This is a genomic window from Corynebacterium sp. AOP40-4SA-5 (genome assembly GCF_052377355.1).
Classification (GTDB): domain Bacteria; phylum Actinomycetota; class Actinomycetes; order Mycobacteriales; family Mycobacteriaceae; genus Corynebacterium.
This window is the reverse complement of record NZ_JBQSWS010000010.1, coordinates 13,180-34,418: the sequence shown is the minus strand read 5'-3', so window position 1 is coordinate 34,418 and position 21,239 is coordinate 13,180. Positions and strand designations below refer to the sequence as shown.

The 21,239-nt window shown below is 64.1% G+C and carries 32 protein-coding genes and 1 pseudogene; 2 read left to right on the top strand and 31 right to left on the bottom strand.

Features of this window, described 5'->3' with window-relative positions:
- Nucleotides 1-2: 2 nt before the first annotated feature.
- The 18 genes and pseudogenes from ACT3S3_RS07935 to ACT3S3_RS07850 all read right to left on the bottom strand — a co-directional run.
- The gene (locus ACT3S3_RS07935) at nt 3-287 is read right to left on the bottom strand and encodes a hypothetical protein (RefSeq protein ID WP_444626647.1); all 285 of its coding nucleotides are present in this window, start codon (nt 285-287) and stop codon (nt 3-5) included.
- Nucleotides 288-364: 77 nt separating this feature from the next.
- Nucleotides 365-730: a hypothetical protein gene (locus ACT3S3_RS07930; RefSeq protein WP_444626645.1), complete on the bottom strand. Its 366-nt coding sequence runs from the start codon at nt 728-730 to the stop codon at nt 365-367.
- Nucleotides 731-838: 108 nt separating this feature from the next.
- Nucleotides 839-1,201: a hypothetical protein gene (locus ACT3S3_RS07925; protein ID WP_444626644.1), complete on the bottom strand. Its 363-nt coding sequence runs from the start codon at nt 1,199-1,201 to the stop codon at nt 839-841.
- Nucleotides 1,202-1,268: 67 nt separating this feature from the next.
- On the bottom strand, nt 1,269-1,982 hold the full coding sequence (locus ACT3S3_RS07920; protein ID WP_444626642.1) for a phage tail tube protein: 714 nt from the start codon (nt 1,980-1,982) through the stop codon (nt 1,269-1,271).
- A gap of 71 nt (nt 1,983-2,053) precedes the next feature.
- Complete coding sequence (locus tag ACT3S3_RS07915; protein WP_444626640.1) at nt 2,054-2,425, bottom strand: hypothetical protein; 372 nt, start codon at nt 2,423-2,425, stop codon at nt 2,054-2,056.
- Entirely contained in the window at nt 2,425-2,712 is a 288-nt protein-coding gene (locus ACT3S3_RS07910; protein WP_444626638.1) for a hypothetical protein, read from the bottom strand. The genes ACT3S3_RS07915 and ACT3S3_RS07910 overlap by 1 nt, the downstream gene beginning before the upstream one ends.
- Nucleotides 2,712-3,044 (bottom strand): hypothetical protein, encoded by a 333-nt coding sequence (locus ACT3S3_RS07905; RefSeq protein ID WP_444626636.1) that lies wholly within the window; start codon nt 3,042-3,044, stop codon nt 2,712-2,714. Before ACT3S3_RS07905 ends, ACT3S3_RS07910 begins: the two co-directional genes overlap by 1 nt.
- The gene (locus tag ACT3S3_RS07900; RefSeq protein WP_444626634.1) at nt 3,041-3,460 is read right to left on the bottom strand and encodes a Gp19/Gp15/Gp42 family protein; all 420 of its coding nucleotides are present in this window, start codon (nt 3,458-3,460) and stop codon (nt 3,041-3,043) included. Before ACT3S3_RS07900 ends, ACT3S3_RS07905 begins: the two co-directional genes overlap by 4 nt.
- Before the next feature lie 9 nt (nt 3,461-3,469).
- On the bottom strand, nt 3,470-3,751 hold the full coding sequence (locus tag ACT3S3_RS07895; protein ID WP_444626632.1) for a hypothetical protein: 282 nt from the start codon (nt 3,749-3,751) through the stop codon (nt 3,470-3,472).
- 50 nt (nt 3,752-3,801) lie between these two features.
- Nucleotides 3,802-4,722: a hypothetical protein gene (locus tag ACT3S3_RS07890; RefSeq protein WP_444626631.1), complete on the bottom strand. Its 921-nt coding sequence runs from the start codon at nt 4,720-4,722 to the stop codon at nt 3,802-3,804.
- A 139-nt stretch (nt 4,723-4,861) separates the two neighbouring features.
- Nucleotides 4,862-5,284: a hypothetical protein gene (locus tag ACT3S3_RS07885; RefSeq protein WP_444626629.1), complete on the bottom strand. Its 423-nt coding sequence runs from the start codon at nt 5,282-5,284 to the stop codon at nt 4,862-4,864.
- A 9-nt stretch (nt 5,285-5,293) separates the two neighbouring features.
- Nucleotides 5,294-6,673 carry a head maturation protease, ClpP-related gene (locus ACT3S3_RS07880; RefSeq protein ID WP_444626628.1) on the bottom strand — a complete coding sequence of 460 codons (1,380 nt, stop codon included), beginning with the start codon at nt 6,671-6,673 and terminating at the stop codon, nt 5,294-5,296.
- Nucleotides 6,666-8,105, bottom strand: a complete 1,440-nt coding sequence (locus ACT3S3_RS07875; protein ID WP_444626626.1) for a phage portal protein family protein — start codon at nt 8,103-8,105, stop codon at nt 6,666-6,668. The genes ACT3S3_RS07880 and ACT3S3_RS07875 overlap by 8 nt, the downstream gene beginning before the upstream one ends.
- 12 nt (nt 8,106-8,117) lie before the next feature.
- Nucleotides 8,118-9,701, bottom strand: a complete 1,584-nt coding sequence (locus tag ACT3S3_RS07870) for a hypothetical protein (protein WP_444626625.1) — start codon at nt 9,699-9,701, stop codon at nt 8,118-8,120.
- Complete coding sequence (locus tag ACT3S3_RS07865; protein ID WP_444626623.1) at nt 9,661-9,996, bottom strand: hypothetical protein; 336 nt, start codon at nt 9,994-9,996, stop codon at nt 9,661-9,663. The genes ACT3S3_RS07870 and ACT3S3_RS07865 overlap by 41 nt, the downstream gene beginning before the upstream one ends.
- A 136-nt stretch (nt 9,997-10,132) precedes the next feature.
- Nucleotides 10,133-10,807, bottom strand: coding sequence for a hypothetical protein (locus ACT3S3_RS07860; protein WP_444626621.1), 675 nt, complete (start codon nt 10,805-10,807; stop codon nt 10,133-10,135).
- Between the two features lie 87 nt (nt 10,808-10,894).
- Nucleotides 10,895-11,488, bottom strand: coding sequence for an NUMOD4 motif-containing HNH endonuclease (locus ACT3S3_RS07855; protein ID WP_444626619.1), 594 nt, complete (start codon nt 11,486-11,488; stop codon nt 10,895-10,897).
- 262 nt (nt 11,489-11,750) lie between these two features.
- Nucleotides 11,751-12,002 (bottom strand): annotated as a pseudogene (locus ACT3S3_RS07850) (integrase core domain-containing protein); the annotation flags it as partial.
- Between the two features lie 295 nt (nt 12,003-12,297).
- Here ACT3S3_RS07850 and ACT3S3_RS07845 point away from each other — a divergent pair.
- Nucleotides 12,298-14,370: a GmrSD restriction endonuclease domain-containing protein gene (locus ACT3S3_RS07845; RefSeq protein ID WP_444626617.1), complete on the top strand. Its 2,073-nt coding sequence runs from the start codon at nt 12,298-12,300 to the stop codon at nt 14,368-14,370.
- Nucleotides 14,371-14,442: 72 nt separating this feature from the next.
- On the opposite strand, the gene ACT3S3_RS07840 is transcribed toward ACT3S3_RS07845, so the two are convergent.
- From ACT3S3_RS07840 to ACT3S3_RS07800, 9 genes are all read right to left on the bottom strand, one after another.
- Nucleotides 14,443-15,635 (bottom strand): IS3 family transposase gene (locus ACT3S3_RS07840; protein ID WP_443410448.1). Its coding sequence is split into 2 segments (ribosomal slippage): nt 14,443-15,348 and nt 15,351-15,635, totalling 1,191 coding nucleotides; the frame shifts between segments, so codons are not numbered across the junction.
- Between the two features lie 418 nt (nt 15,636-16,053).
- A complete protein-coding gene (locus tag ACT3S3_RS07835; protein WP_444626615.1) occupies nt 16,054-16,635 on the bottom strand; it encodes a hypothetical protein in 582 nt (193 codons plus the stop codon).
- 9 nt (nt 16,636-16,644) lie between these two features.
- Nucleotides 16,645-16,944 carry a hypothetical protein gene (locus ACT3S3_RS07830; protein WP_444626613.1) on the bottom strand — a complete coding sequence of 100 codons (300 nt, stop codon included), beginning with the start codon at nt 16,942-16,944 and terminating at the stop codon, nt 16,645-16,647.
- The gene (locus tag ACT3S3_RS07825) at nt 16,934-17,263 is read right to left on the bottom strand and encodes a hypothetical protein (RefSeq protein ID WP_444626612.1); all 330 of its coding nucleotides are present in this window, start codon (nt 17,261-17,263) and stop codon (nt 16,934-16,936) included. The genes ACT3S3_RS07830 and ACT3S3_RS07825 overlap by 11 nt, the downstream gene beginning before the upstream one ends.
- Nucleotides 17,260-17,643 carry a hypothetical protein gene (locus ACT3S3_RS07820; protein WP_444626611.1) on the bottom strand — a complete coding sequence of 128 codons (384 nt, stop codon included), beginning with the start codon at nt 17,641-17,643 and terminating at the stop codon, nt 17,260-17,262. The genes ACT3S3_RS07825 and ACT3S3_RS07820 overlap by 4 nt, the downstream gene beginning before the upstream one ends.
- Nucleotides 17,640-17,969, bottom strand: a complete 330-nt coding sequence (locus ACT3S3_RS07815; protein ID WP_444626610.1) for a hypothetical protein — start codon at nt 17,967-17,969, stop codon at nt 17,640-17,642. The genes ACT3S3_RS07820 and ACT3S3_RS07815 overlap by 4 nt, the downstream gene beginning before the upstream one ends.
- A gap of 28 nt (nt 17,970-17,997) precedes the next feature.
- Nucleotides 17,998-18,834, bottom strand: coding sequence for a hypothetical protein (locus tag ACT3S3_RS07810; protein WP_444626608.1), 837 nt, complete (start codon nt 18,832-18,834; stop codon nt 17,998-18,000).
- Nucleotides 18,831-19,148 (bottom strand): hypothetical protein, encoded by a 318-nt coding sequence (locus tag ACT3S3_RS07805; RefSeq protein WP_444626606.1) that lies wholly within the window; start codon nt 19,146-19,148, stop codon nt 18,831-18,833. The genes ACT3S3_RS07810 and ACT3S3_RS07805 overlap by 4 nt, the downstream gene beginning before the upstream one ends.
- Nucleotides 19,145-19,459 (bottom strand): hypothetical protein, encoded by a 315-nt coding sequence (locus ACT3S3_RS07800; protein ID WP_444626604.1) that lies wholly within the window; start codon nt 19,457-19,459, stop codon nt 19,145-19,147. The genes ACT3S3_RS07805 and ACT3S3_RS07800 overlap by 4 nt, the downstream gene beginning before the upstream one ends.
- A 105-nt stretch (nt 19,460-19,564) precedes the next feature.
- Between ACT3S3_RS07800 and ACT3S3_RS07795 the strand changes: the two genes are divergently transcribed.
- Complete coding sequence (locus ACT3S3_RS07795) at nt 19,565-19,738, top strand: hypothetical protein (protein ID WP_444626602.1); 174 nt, start codon at nt 19,565-19,567, stop codon at nt 19,736-19,738.
- A gap of 183 nt (nt 19,739-19,921) precedes the next feature.
- On the opposite strand, the gene ACT3S3_RS07790 is transcribed toward ACT3S3_RS07795, so the two are convergent.
- The 4 genes from ACT3S3_RS07790 to ACT3S3_RS07775 are packed head-to-tail and all read right to left on the bottom strand — an operon-like array spanning nt 19,922 to nt 21,097.
- On the bottom strand, nt 19,922-20,125 hold the full coding sequence (locus ACT3S3_RS07790; protein ID WP_444626600.1) for a hypothetical protein: 204 nt from the start codon (nt 20,123-20,125) through the stop codon (nt 19,922-19,924).
- Nucleotides 20,122-20,496 (bottom strand): hypothetical protein, encoded by a 375-nt coding sequence (locus ACT3S3_RS07785; RefSeq protein WP_444626598.1) that lies wholly within the window; start codon nt 20,494-20,496, stop codon nt 20,122-20,124. Before ACT3S3_RS07785 ends, ACT3S3_RS07790 begins: the two co-directional genes overlap by 4 nt.
- Nucleotides 20,493-20,771 carry a hypothetical protein gene (locus ACT3S3_RS07780; RefSeq protein ID WP_441582805.1) on the bottom strand — a complete coding sequence of 93 codons (279 nt, stop codon included), beginning with the start codon at nt 20,769-20,771 and terminating at the stop codon, nt 20,493-20,495. The genes ACT3S3_RS07785 and ACT3S3_RS07780 overlap by 4 nt, the downstream gene beginning before the upstream one ends.
- 2 nt (nt 20,772-20,773) lie before the next feature.
- A complete protein-coding gene (locus tag ACT3S3_RS07775; protein ID WP_444626596.1) occupies nt 20,774-21,097 on the bottom strand; it encodes a hypothetical protein in 324 nt (107 codons plus the stop codon).
- Between the last annotated feature and the right edge of the window lie 142 nt (nt 21,098-21,239).

The window sequence follows — 21,239 nt, the reverse complement described above, 5'->3', positions numbered from 1 at the left end:
TCCTACGTCTTCTTCCGCAGCCCCATCAGGTAGTTCACCGCGGCCTGTTCATCACCGGCATCCACCCGCCCGGTGCGTTTCGTCTTGCCGTCCTCGTCCCACGGAGTTGCCTGCTTCTTCGGCATCGTGGGCTTCTTCTTCACCCCCTGGGCGCCAAGCACGGTCTCCACGCGCTGCAGGAGGTAGGCGACGTGCCACATCAGGGAGTGGTCCATCGTCCACACGTGCCCGTCGTTCATCTCCCGGTGCAGGGCCGATCCCTCGGGCAGTCCCCGGATCAGGGCCATCAGCCTTCGGGTCGTGACCTCGCCACGCCAATACTCGGCGACGATGTCGCGACCGTAGTGGGCGTCGAGGGAGGCTTCTACCGCCTCCGGGTGTTCCGCGAGGACCGCTGGGTAGGGTTTCGGCGGACCTCCTTGTTGTGCTCACTCAGCGCCATGTTCAGCGCCTCGAACGGGTCGACATTCGCTTCATCGCACATGGTGCGGAAGTCATCGGACTGATCACCGAGGTACTGCTCGATGACGGCGTCCTCGCCCTCGAACGGGGTCAACACCTCGTCCTCGACGTCTGCCTGGATTTCGGCGAGACGCTCCCGGTGGGATCGCGGCGCGAGCTCCTGGGCGACGATCCAGAATTCGGTTTCGTCGAATTTGGCGAGGAACTTGTCGTCCTTGCCGAGCACCTCGCGGCGCTTTTCGAGCATCTTGGAAAGATCAACAGCCATGGCAGGTCTCCTTAAGAAAGTTGGTGTGGCAGGTCTACTTACGGGGGGTGTGAAAGTTGAGGGGGTGAGGGAGAGACCTGCCGAGGATCCCCCACCCCACCCCTGGGGCTATTCGCCGGAGTCGGCGGTCTCCAGCGCCGCAACACGCGACACCAGAACATCCAGCGCCGACTGAGACGCCAGTGCGCTCACGTCGGGAATCTCCGACTTGTCGGCCTTTCCGGAGACGTCCGGGATGTCACTGGAGGACGCGAGCCCCTCGACTGCGGAGTCGATGGCGGACTGCGTCACGAATCCAGACACATCCGGGATTGCCGACGGGTCGGCCTTTCCGTCGGCGGTGCGCTGGGCGGCATCGGCAGCAGACTGAGCTGTAGCGATCCCGTGATCCATGTGTCGGAAATTCGCCGCGGAGGTGGGCGTTCCGCCCTCCTCCCCATTGCGCCAGTTGATCTTCTCGTAGTCAGCCATCAGGCCTCCTCACTCGGGTCGGTCGGATACAGGTCAGGGCCGGGGTAGGACTGCTCCCCCGGCCACGTCATTCCCCCTCGGCCCCACCAGGGGCCTCGCCACCATCAGCCGGGGCATCACTCGCCGGGGTGGACCAGTCACCCAAGTCCTTCACGCCCCCACCCTCGAGGATGGTTCCGGAGGTGCCGGGCTTCCAGCCCTCCTTGAACTCTCGGGCGATGGCGAAGCCAGCCTCCGCGTCGAAGTTGGTCTTGAACGTCAACTCGTAGCCGACCAGTTCCGTCTTCGTGTAGGTGACGTCGCCACGCTCCACGACCGACGCTGCAGGGAGCAGGAAACGGCGTGCCTTCTGCCCGTCGATGAGGTCGAAGCCGAGGCAGAACCGGAAGTCCTCCGGCAGCTCCGCGCCCTGCTCGAAGCGAGTAACCCCGGAGGTGGTGTCGAAGGTCATGTCCTCCTCGGCCACGCCGTAGTACAGGGCGGTCGCCAGGCCACCGAGGGACCACAGCGTCGCGGTGAACTGCACCTCCTCCGAGGTGATCTGACCGCGCTGCGGGCCGACGGCCTGCCACGGGGTCCAGTCCTCGCGCTCCTGGTTCAGGGACTCTCCCACACCGCCGTCGCCGATCCATCCGAGGTCCACCCACGGGACCTCGTAGTCGGCCATGTTCTCCGGCAGTGCCGTGCCGTGCGGGGCATAGGACAGTGCGCCGGTCACGCCGAGGGTGATCAGCGCGGTTTCGTAGTTCGGTGCGGTGAGGTCGATCTCACGTTCAGCCATGATTTCCTCCTATGGAAATGGGTGAACCCCGCGGCCGGGGAGGCTCACGGGGTTCGGAAGTTTGGTTAGGGTTATCTGCGTGGGGTCGCGACCTGCACTGTCGTCGCGCCGAGGAAGCACCCCAGGTCCCGGTCTCGGACGATGTCCGGGCCGGACGCGGGGGTGATCAGTAAGCCATGGGGTCGGGTGGGGTCGATCAGGCACGCGTCGACACGAGTCACGATCCGACGAGCGGTCGGCTCATCGACGGCATACACGGTGACGAGTACCTGCTCCCGCGACCACGGCACCGACGAGCGCGGCGTGCCAGCCGATATCACCGTCACCACCGGGCCGTCATCGACCGTCCACGAGTCCGGCAGCTCCGATACGACACGGAGATCAGGGAATGCAGACCGCAGCGCCGTCCGCACCATCAGGGGCGCGTCCTGCTGCACGAGCATCAGCCACCCCCGTACGGATTGACGTCCAGGCCCTGCTGCGCCGCCGACCGCTTAAGGTCACCGTGCCTCGCTTCGATCGCCGCACCATTCGGCTCAGTGATCGCCACGAGCAGCACGGGCCGCCCCGACCGGTTTCGCTCCACGCGGACACCGGTCGAGTACTGCCGCGGTACGCCTGCCTGGATCCGCTTCCCCAGCTTCGGGAGGTCCGCCTCCGCTTTGTCGAAAGCAGCTTCAGCGAATCCCGGCGGCAGCCGGCTGATACGAATGCCGTTCTTCTTCGCCATCAGCCCTCACCCCTCACAGCATCGAACACGGACGACGGCCGGTGCCGGGACAAGACGGGCCGACGATGCATGCCGGGGTCCCACGCGGCCACGCGCACCTGGTACCGCAGGCCACGGATCGTGACATCGTCTCCGTCCGCAGGGCCATCCGAGGACGAGCACCAGACGCGTAGGACACGGATGCTGCCGTCCTTATCCGCGTCCGACAGCTCATCCGCCGAGACCTGCTGCACGGATTTCACCCGCACCGTCCGGTCCGGCGGGGTGGGCAGGCGGTTGCCGTCATCATCAACGCCCCGCGACTGCGGGTGGATCGTGATCTGCTCACTCACGGCAGCCTCCGCTCCGGCCACCGCGGCGGTCGAGGGAACCATCCTCTGGGGATGGCCCCGGCCGGCAGCCCGAGATCGGCGCGCTGCTGATCGGTCAAGGTCACCCCGCCCCACGACACGGACTCAACATCCGCGAACGTGACACTGTCGGACTCCTGCATCGTCGTCGACGACGCCGACCGCATGCCCGCATTGATTCCCACCAGGATCGGGGCGGCGACCATCTCCCGGACCACGCGCTCATAGGTCGCCCGGAACCACGGCCTCGACAGTGATGTGTCGAGGTCCATTCCCGCCCGGCCGAACTCCTCATCGATCCGGGCTTTGGCATCCTCGATCAGATAGCCGGCCCTGGTCTTCTCTGCGGGGTCGAGGTCACGGGGTAGCCGCTTCTCGACGTCATCGACGGTGACCATTGGAGCCTCCTACGCAGTAGCGGCGATGATGTCCTGCTTGCTCATGCCCTTGGTCTGGATGCCCTGCTTCTCGGCGAAGGCCTTCCAGGTGTCGAGGGAAGCGGTCCGGGCCGGGCGCTTGTCCTCGTCGCCGTCGTCCTCGGAAGACGACTCGGCGGCCGGGGCCTCCGCGGCGCTTTCGTCCCCGGCGGCTGGGGCCGCCTTGCGCTTTCGGGTAGGTCGGGCCACTGCTCCGGTACGGGTCAGCCACGCGGCGACATCATCGTCCACATCGACCTCATCGCCCGGCACGTAGCGCTCCTCGCCCGGATTCCATGCCCGGGCCAACGTGACCCGCGGCATCAGGAGATCCCGGTGATCTTCAGAACGGACTTCGGGCTGTCCACGGCGATGGCACGCTTACGGACCAGGTCCGAGCGCCACGACATCGTCGGGCCACCGATCTGAGACTCACCACCCTCCGAGTACATCGGGGTGGCGGTCAGCGGCATGGTGTCGGACTTGAAACCGGCAGCGCCGGCCTCGAAGACGTACGCGGCGTCCTTCGCGATCAGGCGAGACGTGGCGACCTGCAGCTGCCCGAAAAGCTGTGTGGTCGTCAGGCCCTTGAACACGGGGTTCTCGTTGGCCATGTTGCCGATGTAGTACTTCTGCACCTGCTCGTTACGCAGCAGCTTCGTCAGCGACTGCGGGTGCAGCAAGATGGTGTTCGGGTCGTAGTCGAAGACGCGGGTCTCATCACCGTCCTCGTGAGCGCCCTGCACCAGTTCGATGGCGTCAAGGACGTCCTTGTCCGGGGCGCCACCAGTCCACGGCGCGGACGCCTGCAGTTCCGGGACACCAGCAGACTCGAAGACTCCGGTGACGGCCTTGATGCCGTGGCGGATCATCGTCTTCTGCAGGGCCGTGATCGACTTGTTGACCACGTCGACCTTGTTCTCGTTGCGCTGCTCCCAGGAGACGCGGATGGCCTCACCGGTCTTGATGCCGAACGCGGCCTTCAGCTCACCGTACTCCGGGGTGGAGACCGGGATCTCGCCGTACTCGGCGATCTCCTCAGCATCGTCGGCGAGGTACTCGCCGGCGGCCTCACGGAACGCGACGGTGCCCTTGTTCGACTCGGCCTGGCGGAAGAACAGGTCTTCCATGAATGCGCCATCGAGGTTGTCCACGATGCGCTGCGGGATGAAGAGGGGGTCACTCATCATCTCGTCGACGGTGACTTCAACCCCGTCATATGCGCTGGTAATCAGCTGCGACATTGTCCCTCCTAAAGGGGGTTAAGTGGGCATGAGAAAACCCCCATCCCCTCACGAGGAGGAGTGGGGGTCATGCCAGAGTTGTTGCCTTGTCAGGCGGGGTAGAGATCATCCCCGGGGTAGGTGTTCACCCCGGGGAATCTCATTCCCCCTCGGCCCCGCCACCGGTTGCGGCGGCAGGGGTGATGAGGGTGGTCTTCACTCGACCGGAATCACCGTCGCGGGCGGCCATGCCGACCAGGAGGGTGCCGGAGGTGGAGACCTTGCCGTCAGCGGCGGCGTAGAGCGGGGTGCCCTGCGCGATGTTGTCAGCGTCTCCGTCGACCTCGATCGGGACGGTCGCCGGGCCGATGAAAACGCCGACGGTCGGTGGGTTGCCGATGTACAGGCTGTTCGGCTGCGGCTCCGACGGCACGTGCGCGTCAGAGACGACAGCGCCGAAAACGGGGCCAGATGCACTGGCGTGGGCAGCGCCGTCACCATCGACAGTGACGAGACGGAACTTGCTGACATTCTCCTTCACCCGAAAAGTGATCGGGCCGGAGCGGAAAGTAGGGGTTGCCATTGGGGCCTCCTAGTAGACGTTCGGGGCAGACAGGAGACGGGCCTTGTCCAGTTTCGCAGCGAGATCGCCGGAGCTGTTGCTCGTCGAGTCCTCGTTGTCCTGGCCGTGGCCCACCTCCCCGCGGGGAATAGTGTTCTTCGGAATCGACCCGTACAGATCACGGGCCGACACGGGGTCCTTCTCCATCGCGGCAATGACCTTCGACCGGCGAGCGACGTTCACACGGCCCTCTGCGATCCACTGGTCAACCTCCGCAACACGGGCAGCGGCGTCGGCCTGGTTCTTGGCTTCCCAGCCGAGCTTCGCCGCAGCCTGCAGGTCGTTGTAGGTATCGCGGTCGAGGACCACACGACCAGGATCACCCGCAGGCTCCTGCGGGGCAGGGTCTTCCTCCTCGTCACCGGCAGCGGCCTTCACCGTGACGACGACGGGAATGTCCACCGGGGCATCATTACCGGCCACAGTGACGGTCAACTCCACCTCATCGTCGGGCTCAGCACCAGCAGGTGCCGTGACACTCAGAGATCCGGTCACCTCGTCGACCTCCGCGGTCCAGCCATCCGGGGCGTCACCAACAGTGAAGGTCAGCCCCTGCGGAACCTCCTCCACCGGGGCGAGTGTCGCCTTACCGGTCGGCACCACCGTGGTGCCCTCCGGATACGTGACGTCGACGGTACTAGTGACCGTGACCTCTTCATTCAGGACCACGCGGGCGAAAGCAGCCTTCACCTGATCCTCGGACAGACCCATCTCCTGGGCCAGATCAGCAAGAGCGGACATGCCGCCCTCCTTCCTGTCGTGCCCCTCAGGGCGGTTGACTGTAGGTGTCGGGGCAGCCCGACGACCCTGATATCGGAACTGGGCGGTGACAACGGGGCGACCGTGGCGAGCCTCGACCGTCCGGCCGTCCTCAACGACGTCCGCCAGTCCGGCTTCCACAGCCTCCTCAGCGGAGAACCACGTCTCGGCCTTCATGCGCTCCCGCCACTCGCCAGCATCGCCCCCGGCCTTGTCGGCGTAGATGCCGGCTAAATTGGCAGAGATCCGGTCGAGGTCCGCGATCGCCTTAGTCATGTCCTCGGCGTTACCTCCGACGAAGCTCATCGCCTCGTGGATCATCACCTCTGCCGTGGGGCGCATGACCACCCGGTCAGCACCACCAACAGCGATGAAGCTGGCGGCTGATGCAGCCAGGCCCTCCACCACCGCGGTGACCGTGCCCTTATGGGAGCGCAGCGCGTTCATGATCGCGAGCCCCTCATACACGTCACCACCGGGGCTATTCACCCGCAGGGTGAGGTCTGCACCATCCAGGTCGTGAATCTCACGCACCACAGACGACGCCTGCACGTCCCACCCGATCTCACCGTAGATCAGCAGATCAGCCATCGCTGACCACCTCCTCCCCCGGCGGTTCACCGGGTGTTGATTCGATGAGCTTGTCCAGACCGGTCGCTATCAGCGCTTGATCCTTCGACATGCCCAACTCCATCAGAGACTTCGCCGCATCCACGAGCTGGGCGAGCTCCGCCGGCTCGGCGTGCTTCGCCTTGTCCTCCGGCGCCGTAATAGACCCGTCTGCCTCCGCTTCCTGCCGCGGACGCTTCCCCGGCAGGCTGTAGCGGCGACGGATCTCCTCTTCGAGATCCCGGTCCGGCTGGATCACCTTGTCGCGCACGAGCGTGGCCAGAGCTTCCGCCGCCAGTTCCTTCTTCGACGCGATAGGGTCGAACACGATCCGCGGGCACAGACCGTCATAGTCCGGGAACGCCACATCCACGAGGTCCTCGACGATGTGCTGCGTGGCGGTGTCGGCGATCCACTCGGCGATGGTCTGCAGCGACTGGATGAACAGGTCCGACTGCGTCTCCGCCAAGGCGTAGCTGCCGCCCTTGCCCTCCAAGTTCAGGAAGTGCGCCAGCACCGCCCTCGCCATCATGCTGTCGTGGTACGCGATCGCCTCACGCGGCGACACCAGCTGGCCAGACACGCCCACCAGCGTCAGCTTCGCCTTCGCCGGCACCGCCGCACCAGCCGCAGCGCCAGCACGAACCTTCTGCGCCAGCTCCTGCCCGTACTGCAAATCTTTCTGCGGGTCCTGGGCCAACTCACTGCCCTCATACACGGGCACGCCCATGCCGTTGCGATCCAGCACGTCAGCCTCGAGCATCAGGAACCGGTCGCGCAGCTTCCAATGCTTGAACGCCGGGCGTAACACACTCGACCCCGTCCACGTCGAATCCTTAGGATCATGGACGTACGCCACCAGACGAGACACCGGGATCGTCGACGCATGTGCAGACTTTCCACCAGGCGTGGTCACTGCGGACTGCTCAATCGACTCGAGTCCTCCGTCGGCCGCCACGTTGATCCGCCTGATCGACCCCGGGCGCCGCGGGGCGAGCTTCACCAGATGCTCACGACCATCCGACCCCGGCGCGTACACCTGCTCGAAAAACGCATACCCGAACTGCAGGGCCAACAGTGCGGTGTGCAGGTGCTCATGCCATGCCACGCGGCCACGACGCCGCGCCACCGGCGCATCTTGGTCCTCACCCAACACAGGCAGTCGAAGATCCTCCGACACATGCCGGACAACCTCCTTATCCGCCCCGTTCGGGTCCAAACGCCACGATGCCCGCTTGATCGGCAGAGACACCGCATTCAGCACCGACGTGACCTGGGAATCCTCCCGGCCCATCTTCGCGAACACTCGTGCCGAGTGTGGGAACCGCAGTTCCCAGTTATCCTCCGACGTGCCACCGACCGGGACGGTCAACGCATGACCAATCTCCCTCGGCTTCCCCGTGATCTCAGCCATCGGACCACCTCCTTAAAACGCCATCGTCGCCATCGCCGGGGCCGCCGGAACGATCTCCGGCCTGCCCACGAACTTCGTCTTCCGTTTCACATCCGGTGCCTGCTCCGGGATCGCGTACTCAACCAGCCCCCACACTGCGAACGTTGCCGCGACAAGCTCACACACAACCCCGCCCTTGCGGGTCAGTGCCCGGCCGCCCTCGCCACCACCGCGGAACGCGGCGACCTCCAGAGCCTCCACCCACCGCGGGGAATCGTCGTGGCTGATCTTCCCCTCATGCACCAGTCGCATGAACAGCTCTGTCGCTGCCGACACCTGCGGCCACGACAACTCCTCCGGCTCCACGCCCAGCTTCGTCAGCGGGTCTATCAGCGTTGACGCCGGGCCTTTCGGGTCCAGGACCACCGCCACCGGATCATTCATCTCCACCGTCTTCACGACAGAGGAAACGACATCAACACGGTCGAACTCCCGGGCCGGATTCAACGACAGGTGAACACCACCGTCCGCCCTGGACAGGGCAGCGACCACGCCGACACGCAACCCATCCGGGGTAACGTCCGCTGCCAGGCACGAATCACCCGACAGCTTCGGAGCCGCATCAGCCAGTGCCTCCCACCGCTCCAGGTCAATGATCGTCTCCGCGGCACTGTCACCAATGGCGAACCAGTCACCCCACCCCAGCACCTCGACATGGAATCCCTTCGGGGTGAGCTTCGTCTTCAACGACCGGATCTTCTTCTCCGTCGCCACGACCCCGTACGACGGGTTCCCCAGCTTCCAGGTCTCCGGGTCGTCCGGGTCCAGGCCGTCCGGGGCACGGAACTCCGAATACAGCATCCCGTCAGTCTCGCCATCCAAGGCACGCTTCCGCACCCTCGACAACTCCACGCCCTTCACCTGCTTCTCCGCGTTCACCGCCGAGGAGGTGTAGTACGTCTGCGGATCCTGCGCCGCCAACTGGATCGGTGTGATCGCGTCCAGCTCGCCGGCCTCGAGGTTGTACGCCTCATCCAGGAGAAGCAGGTCAATCTCGTCGAAGCCACGGCCAGCGTCCGCCGAGCGAGTGGTGAACTGGATCTTTCCACCGTCGCCGGTCTCCATCTCAGCTTCACCGGCGCTCGCGGTGTTCCGGCCGCCGTTCTTCGCTTCCAGCTTCCGCGCCGCCCACGCCCGGTTCTTGATCCGCTTCCACAGTCGGTTCCGGATCGACTTCGCCGTCTTCCACTGGTGGGCCGTGAAGATGATCTTGTTGTGCAGGATGAAGAACCGGTACAGGATGATCACCTCGAGGATGAGGCTCTTGCCGTTCTGCCGCGGGCAGATCAGCACCACATCCTGATGCAGCCACCGACCATCCTCATCCGTCGACAGCGCCAGGTGCACCTGCTCCCGCTGCCACGGCATCAGCTTCAACCCGAACCGGCGAGCAAGCTCAATCGCCTTATCCCCATGCGTCCGATCCCCCACCCCGGCGGTGAACTGAACCTCCGGAGACTGCCTGCCCTCCAGCGTCGGGAACTCACGATCTACAATCTCCCGGAACACCTCATCATCAGAGGCCGGCGAACCCGTCCTCTCCACCACCTGAGACATCGCCCTGCCTCCTCTGAATCTCCGTCAGCAAATGCCGGAACGTCGTCGCCAACTGCCGAACCTCAGACACCGCAGTATCCAACTTCAGGACGTACTCCCCGCCGTCCTCATTGAAGATGCGCGTCCACGAATCCACATCCCCACTCACGACCTTGTGCAACCGATCCAGCCTGTCCTTCGACCTACACGCCTCGACGATCAGATCCGTCGTCGCCACGTCATCCGAATCCCGGTGAAGGTCGGAGTACAGAGCGCGACCACCTGCATTGAAGTCGTCGCCGCCTTCCCAGCTCACAGTCCCAATCACCTCCCAGGTGAATGCATAAAATTCATGACCCTGAATAAAATCCTGACTGATGGGGGGTGCCGGGGTGAGTCATGAAGGGCACCCTGCCAAGATTTTCAGGGTTCATTCATTCGTGCGGGTCGTCTCATCCCCATGTGAAGGCGGTTCCGGTTGGGGTGCTGTCCGCCTGGGGGCCGGGTCTCTCGTTGGTGGGTTGTGTTCCGGGGCGTCGGTGTTCTTGGCCGTCTTTGCGTTGTCTGTTGCATCGTCGGTGGAGGAGTCTGTCTGCGTCTCCGGGGCCGTGGTGTTTGAGGTCCGCAGAGTGATCGGCTTCGAGGGGTGCGTGGTCGAAGTTCTGGGCGGGTGTTTTGTACATGGGTTGTCCGCACCAGTCGCAGGGGGCGCCGTCGGTGTGGTTGTGGAGCAGTCGGCGGCGGATGGTTTGGTGTCGGTGTCCGTAGCCACGTTCGGTGGTGTTCTTGGGCTTGGCTTGTTGGTCGTACCACTTGGCTGCGACGGGTAGGAGTCGTGGTGGGCGTTGGGTCTTTACCCTGTGCATCACTGTCTCCTTGCCGGGGTCGATGACGATCACCTCGGCTCCGTCGTCCTGGTATTGGTCGATGGTGGACTGTGCGGGTGTGGAGTTGATGACCAGAACGTCTACTTCCTGGGCGTGCTTCTGGGCCTCGCGTATCGCCGCGTCGCGTGCCGCCTTGGTCACCTTCTTCACGATGGCTGTGTGCTCGTGGTTTGCGGGGTCGAGGCCAGTGAGAGCATTGGCAAGTTGATCGAAGTCCACGAGGATGTCGCCAGGTTTCATGTTCTCCCGGCACCAGGTGCTCTTGCCAGCTGCAGGCTAAGGTGGGCCGATCACGATCTTCAATGTCATCGGCCCACCCACCTCCTCCTATGCCGCAAGCGGCGGCCTCTGCATGATCGTTCGATACTTCTCATCGGACAGTGTCTGCCGGTCTGAGAGCGGGTACCCTTTCCGCTTCTCGTAGCTGATCCTCGCTGCTGCCTGAGAGCAGGCACGACATGATCGACCATGCTGTTTGGGGTTGAGGTTCGGCATAATCAGTTCGTGCCCTTGAGGGCAGTGGGTCTTCACCGTCTGGTGGTGAGTCCCATGTGTGACACGGTCGTCCATGTTCTCTGACCGCGTTCCGTACTGAAGGTTCCCGACTCGGTTGTTCGTCGGATCACCATCTATGTGCCGGACCTCCATACCCTCCGGGCAGGGACCGACGCACGCGGCCATGACGAGGCGATGGACGCGGTCTGAGTCCTTGCTCCCGTCTCTGCATAGGTGGACCCACAGGTGGCCGGTAGGCATCGGGAGTTGGGCGATTGTTCTCCCTTTGCTCTTTCTGGTCCGCCCTGATCCCGCATAGACGATGCGGTCGAGGCTCCGCACGTTACCGTGGTCGCTGACCTCGTAGAGTCCCTCCCACCCCACAACGGGCTTCCATGTCTCTGCGGTCGTGCTAGTGTCTGCCATGTCGTGCGCTCCAATCGCATGACTGGACCCCCGGCCTGTTAGCGCAGTCCGGGGGTCATCTGTTTGAAGTTAAGCGCGTCAGCGGGATTCGAACCCGCCTGGCCGCTGTTGCGGCGGGCCCTCCGGCATGGGGCTGACGCTGCCCCTGCGTCCAGGGGCGAATAAGCCCGACCATTCCGCGAGGAAGGACGGGAGCAATGTCTCCACTCTGCGACCGTTCGCTACGCGTGGGTCTGCTGCACGTTTAGGTGACAGTTGTTAGTCACGCCGCGAGGGCGACGTCCGTGGTCATGATGGCCTCGAATTCGATCGGGGTCAAACGTCCCAGACGGGCCTGCCGTCGTCGGCGGTGATAGGTCCTCTCGATCCAGGTCACGATCGCGATCCTCAGTTGCTCACGCGTGATCCAGGAACGCCGATCAAGGAGGTTCTTCTGCAGGAGAGAGAAGAACGATTCCATCGCAGCATTGTCGCCGCTCGAACCCACCCTGCCCATAGAACCGACCATGCCGTGGACTGCGCACGAGCATTCGCGACGCTCGCTGTACCCTTCCCCCGACACAGGACAGGTGCCGCCGATGGACCAGAACGGAGCCGAGATGATTCGTCGGCAGTGCGTCTCACGCTCTTCGTGGTGAGATTTGTTCGAGACAGAATAAGGGTGTCGCACCGTTCCTGTCCGGTCCCCTCGGTAGACTCACCCCTATGACCACGACCACCGGGACGGCTCCCGGTTCACCTCTGACGAAAGCTCGTGGTGGTGCGGTTTTCCAGCACCACGAGTCGGTTCGATCTGCGAAGGTGAACTCATGAAGGCATACAATGCGAACCTGTTGGACCTGCTATCACGTTCTGGCACACAGTTCATCGTCCCGATCTATCAGCGTGTCTACTCGTGGGGAGAATCTGAGTGCAGTCGGCTCTGCTCCGACGTCCTCCATGCCGGGCGCAGCGTGAGCCTCGACAGTCACTTCACGGGCTCGGTCGTCTACGTGGAGCGCGATCAGGGTACGCGGAGCACAACCGAGCCAGATCTTCTCATCGATGGCCAGCAGCGGGTCACTACGATCATGCTGCTCTTGGCTGCGCTCGCTGAACGGCTTGAATTGCAACCGGAAGGCGAACGCGAACCTGTTGAAGGTTTCTCTCCGCGCAAGATCCGCAACCGCTACCTGATAAACGACGATGAAGACGGAGAACGCCGCTATAAGCTGGTACTTTCTCGATCTGACAGAGAAGCCCTGAAAGCTGTTATAGACCGCACTCCACTGCCGGATTCGTCGACCTCGCGGGTCCTCGATAATATCGCCTATTTCCGCGAGCTTCTGGAGTCCGACGGAGTGGATCTGGTCGATATCTGCAACGGTCTCAAGAAGCTGGAAATCGTTGACGTCAGCCTCAGCCGCGGCAAGGACGACCCGCAACTGGTGTTCGAGACGATGAACTCGACGGGCAAGAAGCTGTCCCAGGCAGATCTCATCCGCAACTTCGTGCTGATGGACGTGCTTCCACGTGAGCAGTCAGCGCTCTACGAGCAGTATTGGTTCCCTATGGAGCAGCGATTCACCCATACTGACGACGGACGTTTCGACGATTTTGTACGTCACTATCTCACCTACCGAACGCGAGACCGCACGCTGCGCAAGGGAGAGCTCTACGAAGCCTTCAAGGAGTTCGCTCTCGGTCGAGAGAAAGAAGGCGGAACCCGTCGGGAACTCGTCGAAGATCTCCACCGGCACGCTGGCTACTACGCTGCCTTCGCGCTCGGCGGGGAGGCACGACCCCGTCTCGCGCGGGCTTTTCGTGACCTGGACCAGCTGCGGGCTACAGTCGTGCATCCGTTCCTGTTGCAGGTTTACGCAGACCTCGAGAACGGAGTGATCGACGAGGATAAGGTGCTGCAGATCGTGGCGATGGCAACTTCCTACATTCTCCGACGTGCCGTCTGCCAGATCCCCACGAACACACTCAGAGGAACCTTTGCTCAGCTTGGAACAACAATTAGTGAAACGGACTACGTGGAGAGCATCGCGGCACGCTTCCTCACCCTCACTGCCTCGCAGCGGTTCCCGCGAGATGAAGAATTTGCGGCCTCTCTGCGCACTGCAGATCTGTACCACTTCCCCCGCACCGCGTTCTTGCTGCGCTCCTTGGAGAATGAAGGACGAAAGGAGCCAATCTCAGTCGCTGAGTACACGATCGAGCACATTATGCCGCAGAACGAGAATCTCTCCGCTGCCTGGCGCCAGGACCTCGGTGAGGACTGGCAGCGAGTTCACGAGCAGTTCCTCCACACGCTCGGGAACCTGACACTTACGGGGTACAACTCCGAGTACCAGGACAAACCCTTCGCTCAGAAGCGCGACATGGTGGGCGGGTTCCGTGAGAGCCCTCTTCGTCTGAACACGGGTCTTGGTGGCCTAGAGGTATGGACCGAGAGGGAAATGATTGCGCGTGGTGAATGCCTCGCGGCAAAGGCCATCGGAGTCTGGCCCCTGCCCCAGGCCTCGGACGAAGCTATCGATACCGTGAAGCGCTGGCAACGCTCGGATCGCCGTGGCTTTGATTGGAGCACTTTGCATCGTGCCCTTGCTGCGCTCCCCATGGGGCGTTGGACTACCTATGCCGCACTTGCCGAGGCAGTAGGAACAGCACCTCAGCCGCTAGCCAACCATGTCGCTAGTTGTAGAGAATGTCCCCATCCCTACCGAGTTCTGACTTCCGACGGGCGCGTTGCCGATGCTTTCCGGTGGGATGATTCTGAGGATCACCGTGACCCGAAGGTCATCCTAGAGAATGAGGGCATCACTTTCAGCGGTGCCGTTGCTGACCCAGAGCAGAAGGTTGATGTCGAGGAGCTTCTAGAACTTGCGGAAGCGTGAGCCAAGGTAAGCGGCAGTACGGCTGAGAGGGCGGTTCAAGGGACTGCTGCACGGTTAGGTGACAGCGGTTAGTCAGGCCGCGAGGGCCAGTGGTGTGTTCATCTTGGTTTCGAATTCGATGGGCGTCAATCGGCCGAGTCCTGCTTGCCGGCGACGCCGGTGGTAGGTCCGTTCGATCCAGGTCACGATCGCGATGCGTAGCTGCTCTCGGCTGCCCCATCTGCGGCGGTCGAGGACGTTCTTCTGCAGCAGGGCGAAAAAGCTCTCCATCGCCGCGTTGTCACCGCAGGAAGCCACCCGTCCCATGGAGCCGACCAGCCCGTGGCGGGTTAGTCGGCGCCGGAATTTGCGGGATCTGAACTGCGATCCGCGGTCGCTGTGAACGATGCATCCTGCGGTGTTCTCGCGCATCGCGAGAGCATTCTTGAGCGCACGCACGGCGAGACTGGACTTCATCCGGGAGTCGATCGAGTAGCCGACGATCCGGTTCGAGAACGCGTCCTTGATCGCGCAGAGATAGAGCTTGCCTTCATTCGTGTGGTGCTCGGTGATATCGGTCAGCCAGAGCTGGTTCGGCGCCTGGGCGGTGAACTCATGTCGGGCGCGGCCGTCCTCGTCCGTGACGAGGCAGTGATCATCATGAACCGCAGGCCCGGGCTTTTTGCCGTTCTTGCCGCGTTTCTTCCCGAACACACTCCACCACCCATTAGCTGAGGCGATCTTCCATGCGGTTCGGTCGGCCATGACCTCGCCGGCGTCACGGGCCTCGTCAGCCAGCAGGCGGTGCCCAAACTCGGGGTCATCACGATGAGCGTCAAACAGGGCATTCGCCCGATATGCCTCGATCAGCTCGGCTTCGGTGATCGGGGTGTCTAACCACCGGTAATACGGCTGGCGGGCGAGCTTGAGGACCCGGCACGTCACCGTCACGGGGACCCCGTCACTGGCGAGCTCTTTCACGAGCGGGTACATCATTTTCCCGGCAAGTTCGCCTGCGACAAATACGCTGCAGCCCGACGCAGGACCTCGTTCTCCTGCTCCAGAAGCCGGTTGCGCTTGCGTAGCTCCCGCAACTCGGCAGACTCCGTACTGGACTGTCCTGGCTTGATGCCTTCGTCGATATCAGCTTGGCGGAGCCACTTCTGCAAGGTCATCGGATGGATCCCGAAGTCCTGCGCGATCTGCTCGAGCGAGACACCGGACTCGCGATTCCGCGCGATGCGGACCACATCAGCACGGAACTCTTTCGGGTAAGGCTTAGGCACAGCAACATCCTTCCAGACCCACCCCGTCGGGGTAAGTCAGATCAGATGTCACCTAACCGTGCAGCAGTCCCCGTCGGGTCTCGTGGGAATTGGACCTTGCCGCGTGTTTCAGCGGGAGGTTCCGTGATCGGCCCAGGTATCGAACCTGGATCGTCCGCAGCTGTGCGTGTGACGAGGACGCGTGAAGGAGCCGGGTGGGCTGCTGCGGGTGCCACCGACTGGCGCCGACCGTGGGGTGTGTGCCTGCACCGGGCGGCGGAGCCAATGGCTCAACGCGTCGCCCGGCGCCCACAACACCAACAAGGATCACCACAATCCTCTGACACGCAGAAACCCCGGCGACCAACCCTCATACAGGGGCCGATCGTCGGGGTCACTATGTGCTGTCACGATTATACAACGAGAGGTGGACATTCGGTCAAGCCAGTTTGTGGTGCTCGTACTGGTAGTGCACTTGGCTCGTGCGGTACTGTCTCACTCCCCCGATGTCCCAGTGCTCAACCTTGTTGCGCTGGCACCACTTCTTCACGCTGGCGACGCTGCGGCCGGTGGCGTGGGCGATGTCCTCGGCGGTGGCGAACTCCCCCACGTCGGGCCTTTTGGTGTCCGGGTTCGGGTGGAGTCGGTCACGGAGCTGAGCGGTGAGGTCGGTGAGTTCGTCGGCGGCGTCCTCTCCCCAGTCCTGATCGAGCAGCGTCACCCTGTGGCGTGACAGCCACGCGACCCACACGTTCAACGGCTGGTTCACGGGGAGTCCAATTATGTGGGCGGATTCCTGGAGGTTGAAGCACCAGCCTTTGATGCGGGGGGCGACGTCCTCGATGATGAAGTCCAGGTCGACGATCGAGCATGGGGGTTTGCCCTTGGGGCCGATGGGGCGGGCGCCGGCGTTGGATGACGCGGCGGCGGGGTACGCACTGTCCTGGAGGTCTTGTTCGATGAGGGCGCAGTATTCGGCGAGGGACTGCAGCATGGTCCGGAGTTCGTCCGGTGTCGTCATTCGCGGCTCCTAATGAGAAGAACCCCGCTCGGTGGCGGGGTTCGGGTGGTATCTACGGTCCATGCTCGTAAACAGGTTGTCGGCAGCGTCTCTGAATAGAACGTTCTCGGATAGCACCGGTTCGATGTACGTCTTCCAGTGCTGGGGTCGGGGCCGACCTTCGTGGACGTCTCTGGCTGTGGCATCGAGTCCGTAGCGGTAGACGCCGGACAGGAACTGCCTGTACTTCGGTGTGGAGATGTGGTTGATGATCCAGTTCGCTGCCCGTTCGGCTACCTTGTTCCGCCAGTGAGCAAGGTCATCGATCATCGCTGCCCTCCTTGGTTTTGGTGTGTGCGGCTCGTTCGTCCTGGAGTTCGATCTTCAGCGACTCGATGACGCCCTCGAGCTTGGCGACCTTCTGTTCCATCTCCATGGCTGTCGCTCTGGATCTTTCAGCTCGGTCCCGCTGGGTCTTCAGTTCCTCCCGGAGGCTGTCGACCCGCTGCCGCTCCGGTTCGTAATTGTCCTCGGCATACTGCCGTCGTTCCTCCGAGTAGTGCAGTCGTTCCTTCAGGTCGGTGACCTGACGGCGGTAGACCTCCATGATGTTGAGGGTGGTCTGGTCCATCGGCTCGTGCGCGATCACTCCACCACCTCCACGGGGCCGACAGGGCGGCGGACGATTCTCTCGTTGTCGTGCGGCGTGCACCTGTCGTGCAGGGGCCACTCCTCGGACCATTTGGTGACCGAGTGCCAACCGTTGTGCGTGGATGCCTCAACCCGGTACTCCCATTCGAGTGCGGCGATGGTGGCGCGCATGTCCGGGGCGGCGGCCATGAGTTCCCCGTCCTCGCGGGTGAAGTAGACGCACGCTGTGTGGGGGTCGCTGTCGACGTTGTGCAGTAGGAGTCGGGAATCATCGCCCTCACCGGCGTACAGGCGGGCGGTTCCGTCGCCGGGGTCGTATGCTTCCCACGGTCCGGGGGTTGTGCCGGGTTCGAGGGCTCGTGCTTCTTCGGGGGTCATTGGTCGTCGTCCTCCGGGAGTTCGTCTTCGCAGGCTTGGCGGAGGGGTTCGGTGGGGATGATGGCGAGGACGTGGCCGTCGTGGAGGGCGAAGCCGTTGGCGAGCCAGTCTTCGGCGTTGTGGACGTCGCCTTCCCAGTCGACGAGGAGGGTGCTGGGGTCGAGGGCTTCGAGTTCGGCGGGCGTGCGGATGATCTGCAGGTCGGGGGCGAGGCAGCCTGCGTCATCCAGAGCAGCAGCTACCTTCGGCGGGGTCATGTGCATCTTCACGTACTCGTCGGCGTAGGTCTCGTTGATGACGAGCGTGGCGCGGGTGACGTTGCTCATTCCTGGTTCCTTTCGTGGTGCGCGGCGGTCATGCGGGGTCGGGCAGGGCAGTGGCCTTAGCGGCATTGACCACGTGAGCGTCGATGAATGCGTTGACCTCACTCTTCAGCCGCTCCACCTCGGCGCGAAGCTTCTCCCGGTCGTCAGACGATGTCTGAGCGTGTCGGATGTAGTGCTGCCTACTAGCTTCTTTCCGGCCCAGTTCTGTCGTCAGCCGTTGCACCTCGGCTTCCAGCTTCGCCTGCTTCCGTTCCGAACTGATCATCTCGTTCTGGAACTCGTCACGCTCTGCGCGGGCTTCGGACAGCAGGCGTCCGTGCTCGTGAAGCGCCTTCTCCTGGCCTTCGCGTTCCTTGGACAGGCGGGCCACCTCGCGGAGGGCTTCTACGTGTTCCTGATGAGAGAGTTTCAGGGCCTCACCCTGACCGGCGTATGCCTCACGGGCGTAACCCGCCTCTGTGATCAGCCGCTCGTTCTCCTCCTCGACGGTTTCCACACGATCAGCGAGGGCGTTGAAGTCGTCCCATTCGTCCCAGTGCGCGCCCTCCTCCGGGGTGGACCCGGCCCACTCCCGCAGTTCGTCGGCGAGGGTCGCAGGCGGGGCGGGGACGGTGGCGCGGTAGTGGCGGATGACATCCGCCATCGGGGTCCGATTCTCGTCCGTGGGCCAGTGGAGGTCGCACCATTCGTGCGCCCTCCGGATGGCATCGTCGGTCACGGTCGTGGTCTGGTCAGGCATGCTGATCTCCTGGTAGTTCGGGCAGCGGGGGTTATCTCGGCAGGTGCAGTCCACACCACCGTCGACGAGTTCAGGGCACACACCACAGCAGCAGGAGGGGCGGCCCTGGTCGGTCTGGTCGGTCATCGGTTCCTCCAGAAGTCGGCCGGCACGGGCCGGTACGTCGGGGTGGTGGGTGTGTCGGGCGCGTCCGGGTGGTCGTCGACGTCCGGCACGTCGATGTCGGAGGACGTGTCGCGGGCGTCCTCCAGGACGCCGACGCGGGCCATCAGCTCGACGTGACGCCGGCCCAGCGAGCGGCGATGGTCGGCCTCGGTTTCCAGGTCGAAGTCCCAGGCACGCACGTCGCGGCGCAGGGCGACCAGGTCGATCGCAGACCACGCGCACCACGGCACCACGATGAGCAGGGTCAGGGTCAGCAGGGTTTCGAGGGCGGTCACTGGTCTGCCTCCCACGAGGTGCCTGCGTCGGGGTCGAGCACGGCGGCCGCCGTGGCTACGGCGTTCTCCAGCTTGGCGATGTACTCCGCATGGGCGATGACGGTGCGGGCGAGATCCGGGGCGGAGAGGATCATGGCGGCGTCGACGTCGGTCTGGACGTCGTCTGCGATAGGCGTTCTGGTGATCAGGTCCCCCTCCTTGCGGATCGACAGGATGCGGAACGCGTCGTCCGGATCATCCCGGTCAGTTGTCCAGATGCCGTCCGTGGCGGTGTCGAGCAGGGTCTGGGCTTGGGCTGCGGTGATGGTCATGATCTGGCCTTTCGGGGTAGTGTGTCGAACATGGATTCGAAGAATGATCGGTGGGTGTGGGTTGAGACCCACCCCGACCAGTGCCCCAACGGGCACCCTTGGACAGTGCGGGGCGCGTTCCGCCCCGGCTGGGTCGGCGGCACCGGTGAAGGCGCCCACCGCATGTGGGAATGCCAGGCCTGCGACGGCATCGTCCACGACGACGGCTGTTCCTGGGGCAGCGTGTCCGTCCGCCAGGCCGACCTCGCACGCACGAACCTGGCCAGGGCCCAGAGGTGAAACCGCTGGCGCGGGCGGCGGATGGGTTGCGGGCGGAAACGGGTCATGCGGGGTGTCCTTCGAGTTGGCGGACGCGGGCATCGACATCGCCGAGGATGTGCACGGCGATCTGGCAGCACGCCCGGCACATTGGGTGCACGGCAAGCTGATCGGCCAGGGGATCGCCACAGTCAATGCAGCGGGTCATGGAGTTTCCACCCATTCGCCGTCGTCGGTGAGGGTGAGGTCGTAGAATTCGGCCGCTTCGTCCCAGTCCGCGCCGTGCTCCTCGGCCCATTCCCGGCAGGCGGGGCAGTGCGGGTGCGGCATGCGCACCTCGCCTTCCCGGTACGGGTCGCGGGGGTCAGGACGGCCGGACGGGACAACGTCGCACACGGTGTGGGTCATGGTGGGGCTCCGATCGTGATGGTGAGCCAGAGGGCGGGACCGTCTGGCGATGGTGGGTGGATCTTCGGCATGAGCTTGGTCATGTATTCGCTGGTGTCGTCTGGGACGATGCCGGCGTCGACCAGCCCGTCCCACAGGGGTTTTGCTGTGACGATGAGGTTGTCCTCGTCGCGGCGTCGGCGGTCTGGTGCGCGGTAGTGCAGGCGCGTGGTGATGTGCCCCAGCCCGGTGGGGATGCCGATCTTCCGGGCGGCGACCTTGGACCAGGCGCGCAGCGCCTTGCGGTGCGCGTCGGTCTTCGCCCAGTGCCCGCGCTGATTCAGCGTCAGCGGCGGCTTGTCGTACGACAGGGGCATGGTCCACGTCGTCATGCGGCGACCCCCGGGATGGCGAGCTGGGTCATGGGCGGCGCGGTGTCCTGCGCGAGCTCGTCGCTGATGGTGCGCAGGAGCCAGGCGAGGTGCTGGCCGTGGGCGGTGAGGACATGCCGGCCGTAGCCGGGGCAACCGTGACCACAGTCGTGGGGACCGCGGCCGTGGCAGGCGCGGAGGGCGAGACCGTCGGCGACGAAGTCACGGGCGTGCCATCTCTGGCAGGCGCCCGTGGCGGCGACGGCGAGGAGGGCGCGACGATCGGTGCGGAACATCCTCATGCTGCGTCCTGCTTCGCCTTGCGCTCGGCCCGGCGCCGATCCGACGTACGGTGCGCAGCCGTGCGCCACGTACGCCTGGTCCCGGCCGGATCATCCGTCGCCGCCATCGCCGCCAGAGCAGAACGCTCCATCTTCCGCCACGCAAGATCCGCGTTCGCCACGATCGGCACACCAGCACGAACGATCGCGATGTCACCGTGGGCGATGGCGTCGCGGGCGCACAGCGCGAGGACGGGGCAGGACTCGCAGATCTTGCCCTGGTCCCACATCGCGTCGATGCGGGCGGCGGGTGGCGCGGATCCGGATACGTTCAGGCCCACGTCGAACTCGTCGGGGTCAACATCGCGGCACCCCGCACGCGGCAGCCACGACGTGCGCGGCTCAACCTCGTGCCAGGGGCCGTTGTCGGTTGCCCTTCTGGCCGCTCGCAGGGCCGAGGCGCGGTTGGTGCGGTCCCGGTCG

What these genes read in the sequence shown, in the direction of transcription:
- ACT3S3_RS07790 (WP_444626600.1), bottom strand. Translation starts at nt 20,125, where the DNA reads ATGACCCACACCGTGTGCGACGTTGTCCCGTCCGGCCGTCCTGACCCC.
- ACT3S3_RS07930 (WP_444626645.1), bottom strand. Translation starts at nt 730, where the DNA reads ATGGCTGTTGATCTTTCCAAGATGCTCGAAAAGCGCCGCGAGGTGCTC.
- ACT3S3_RS07810 (WP_444626608.1), bottom strand. Translation starts at nt 18,834, where the DNA reads ATGACCGACCAGACCGACCAGGGCCGCCCCTCCTGCTGCTGTGGTGTG.
- ACT3S3_RS07925 (WP_444626644.1), bottom strand. Translation starts at nt 1,201, where the DNA reads ATGGCTGACTACGAGAAGATCAACTGGCGCAATGGGGAGGAGGGCGGA.
- ACT3S3_RS07830 (WP_444626613.1), bottom strand. Translation starts at nt 16,944, where the DNA reads ATGATCGATGACCTTGCTCACTGGCGGAACAAGGTAGCCGAACGGGCA.
- ACT3S3_RS07915 (WP_444626640.1), bottom strand. Translation starts at nt 2,425, where the DNA reads ATGCTCGTGCAGCAGGACGCGCCCCTGATGGTGCGGACGGCGCTGCGG.
- ACT3S3_RS07900 (WP_444626634.1), bottom strand. Translation starts at nt 3,460, where the DNA reads ATGGTCACCGTCGATGACGTCGAGAAGCGGCTACCCCGTGACCTCGAC.
- ACT3S3_RS07880 (WP_444626628.1), bottom strand. Translation starts at nt 6,673, where the DNA reads ATGGCTGATCTGCTGATCTACGGTGAGATCGGGTGGGACGTGCAGGCG.
- ACT3S3_RS07845 (WP_444626617.1), top strand. Translation starts at nt 12,298, where the DNA reads ATGAAGGCATACAATGCGAACCTGTTGGACCTGCTATCACGTTCTGGC.
- ACT3S3_RS07875 (WP_444626626.1), bottom strand. Translation starts at nt 8,105, where the DNA reads ATGGCTGAGATCACGGGGAAGCCGAGGGAGATTGGTCATGCGTTGACC.
- ACT3S3_RS07910 (WP_444626638.1), bottom strand. Translation starts at nt 2,712, where the DNA reads ATGGCGAAGAAGAACGGCATTCGTATCAGCCGGCTGCCGCCGGGATTC.
- ACT3S3_RS07820 (WP_444626611.1), bottom strand. Translation starts at nt 17,643, where the DNA reads ATGACCCCCGAAGAAGCACGAGCCCTCGAACCCGGCACAACCCCCGGA.
- ACT3S3_RS07885 (WP_444626629.1), bottom strand. Translation starts at nt 5,284, where the DNA reads ATGGCAACCCCTACTTTCCGCTCCGGCCCGATCACTTTTCGGGTGAAG.
- ACT3S3_RS07835 (WP_444626615.1), bottom strand. Translation starts at nt 16,635, where the DNA reads ATGACGACACCGGACGAACTCCGGACCATGCTGCAGTCCCTCGCCGAA.
- ACT3S3_RS07785 (WP_444626598.1), bottom strand. Translation starts at nt 20,496, where the DNA reads ATGACGACGTGGACCATGCCCCTGTCGTACGACAAGCCGCCGCTGACG.
- ACT3S3_RS07935 (WP_444626647.1), bottom strand. Translation starts at nt 287, where the DNA reads ATGGCCCTGATCCGGGGACTGCCCGAGGGATCGGCCCTGCACCGGGAG.
- ACT3S3_RS07815 (WP_444626610.1), bottom strand. Translation starts at nt 17,969, where the DNA reads ATGAGCAACGTCACCCGCGCCACGCTCGTCATCAACGAGACCTACGCC.
- ACT3S3_RS07860 (WP_444626621.1), bottom strand. Translation starts at nt 10,807, where the DNA reads ATGAAACCTGGCGACATCCTCGTGGACTTCGATCAACTTGCCAATGCT.
- ACT3S3_RS07780 (WP_441582805.1), bottom strand. Translation starts at nt 20,771, where the DNA reads ATGTTCCGCACCGATCGTCGCGCCCTCCTCGCCGTCGCCGCCACGGGC.
- ACT3S3_RS07870 (WP_444626625.1), bottom strand. Translation starts at nt 9,701, where the DNA reads ATGTCTCAGGTGGTGGAGAGGACGGGTTCGCCGGCCTCTGATGATGAG.
- ACT3S3_RS07800 (WP_444626604.1), bottom strand. Translation starts at nt 19,459, where the DNA reads ATGACCATCACCGCAGCCCAAGCCCAGACCCTGCTCGACACCGCCACG.
- ACT3S3_RS07920 (WP_444626642.1), bottom strand. Translation starts at nt 1,982, where the DNA reads ATGGCTGAACGTGAGATCGACCTCACCGCACCGAACTACGAAACCGCG.
- ACT3S3_RS07890 (WP_444626631.1), bottom strand. Translation starts at nt 4,722, where the DNA reads ATGTCGCAGCTGATTACCAGCGCATATGACGGGGTTGAAGTCACCGTC.
- ACT3S3_RS07855 (WP_444626619.1), bottom strand. Translation starts at nt 11,488, where the DNA reads ATGGCAGACACTAGCACGACCGCAGAGACATGGAAGCCCGTTGTGGGG.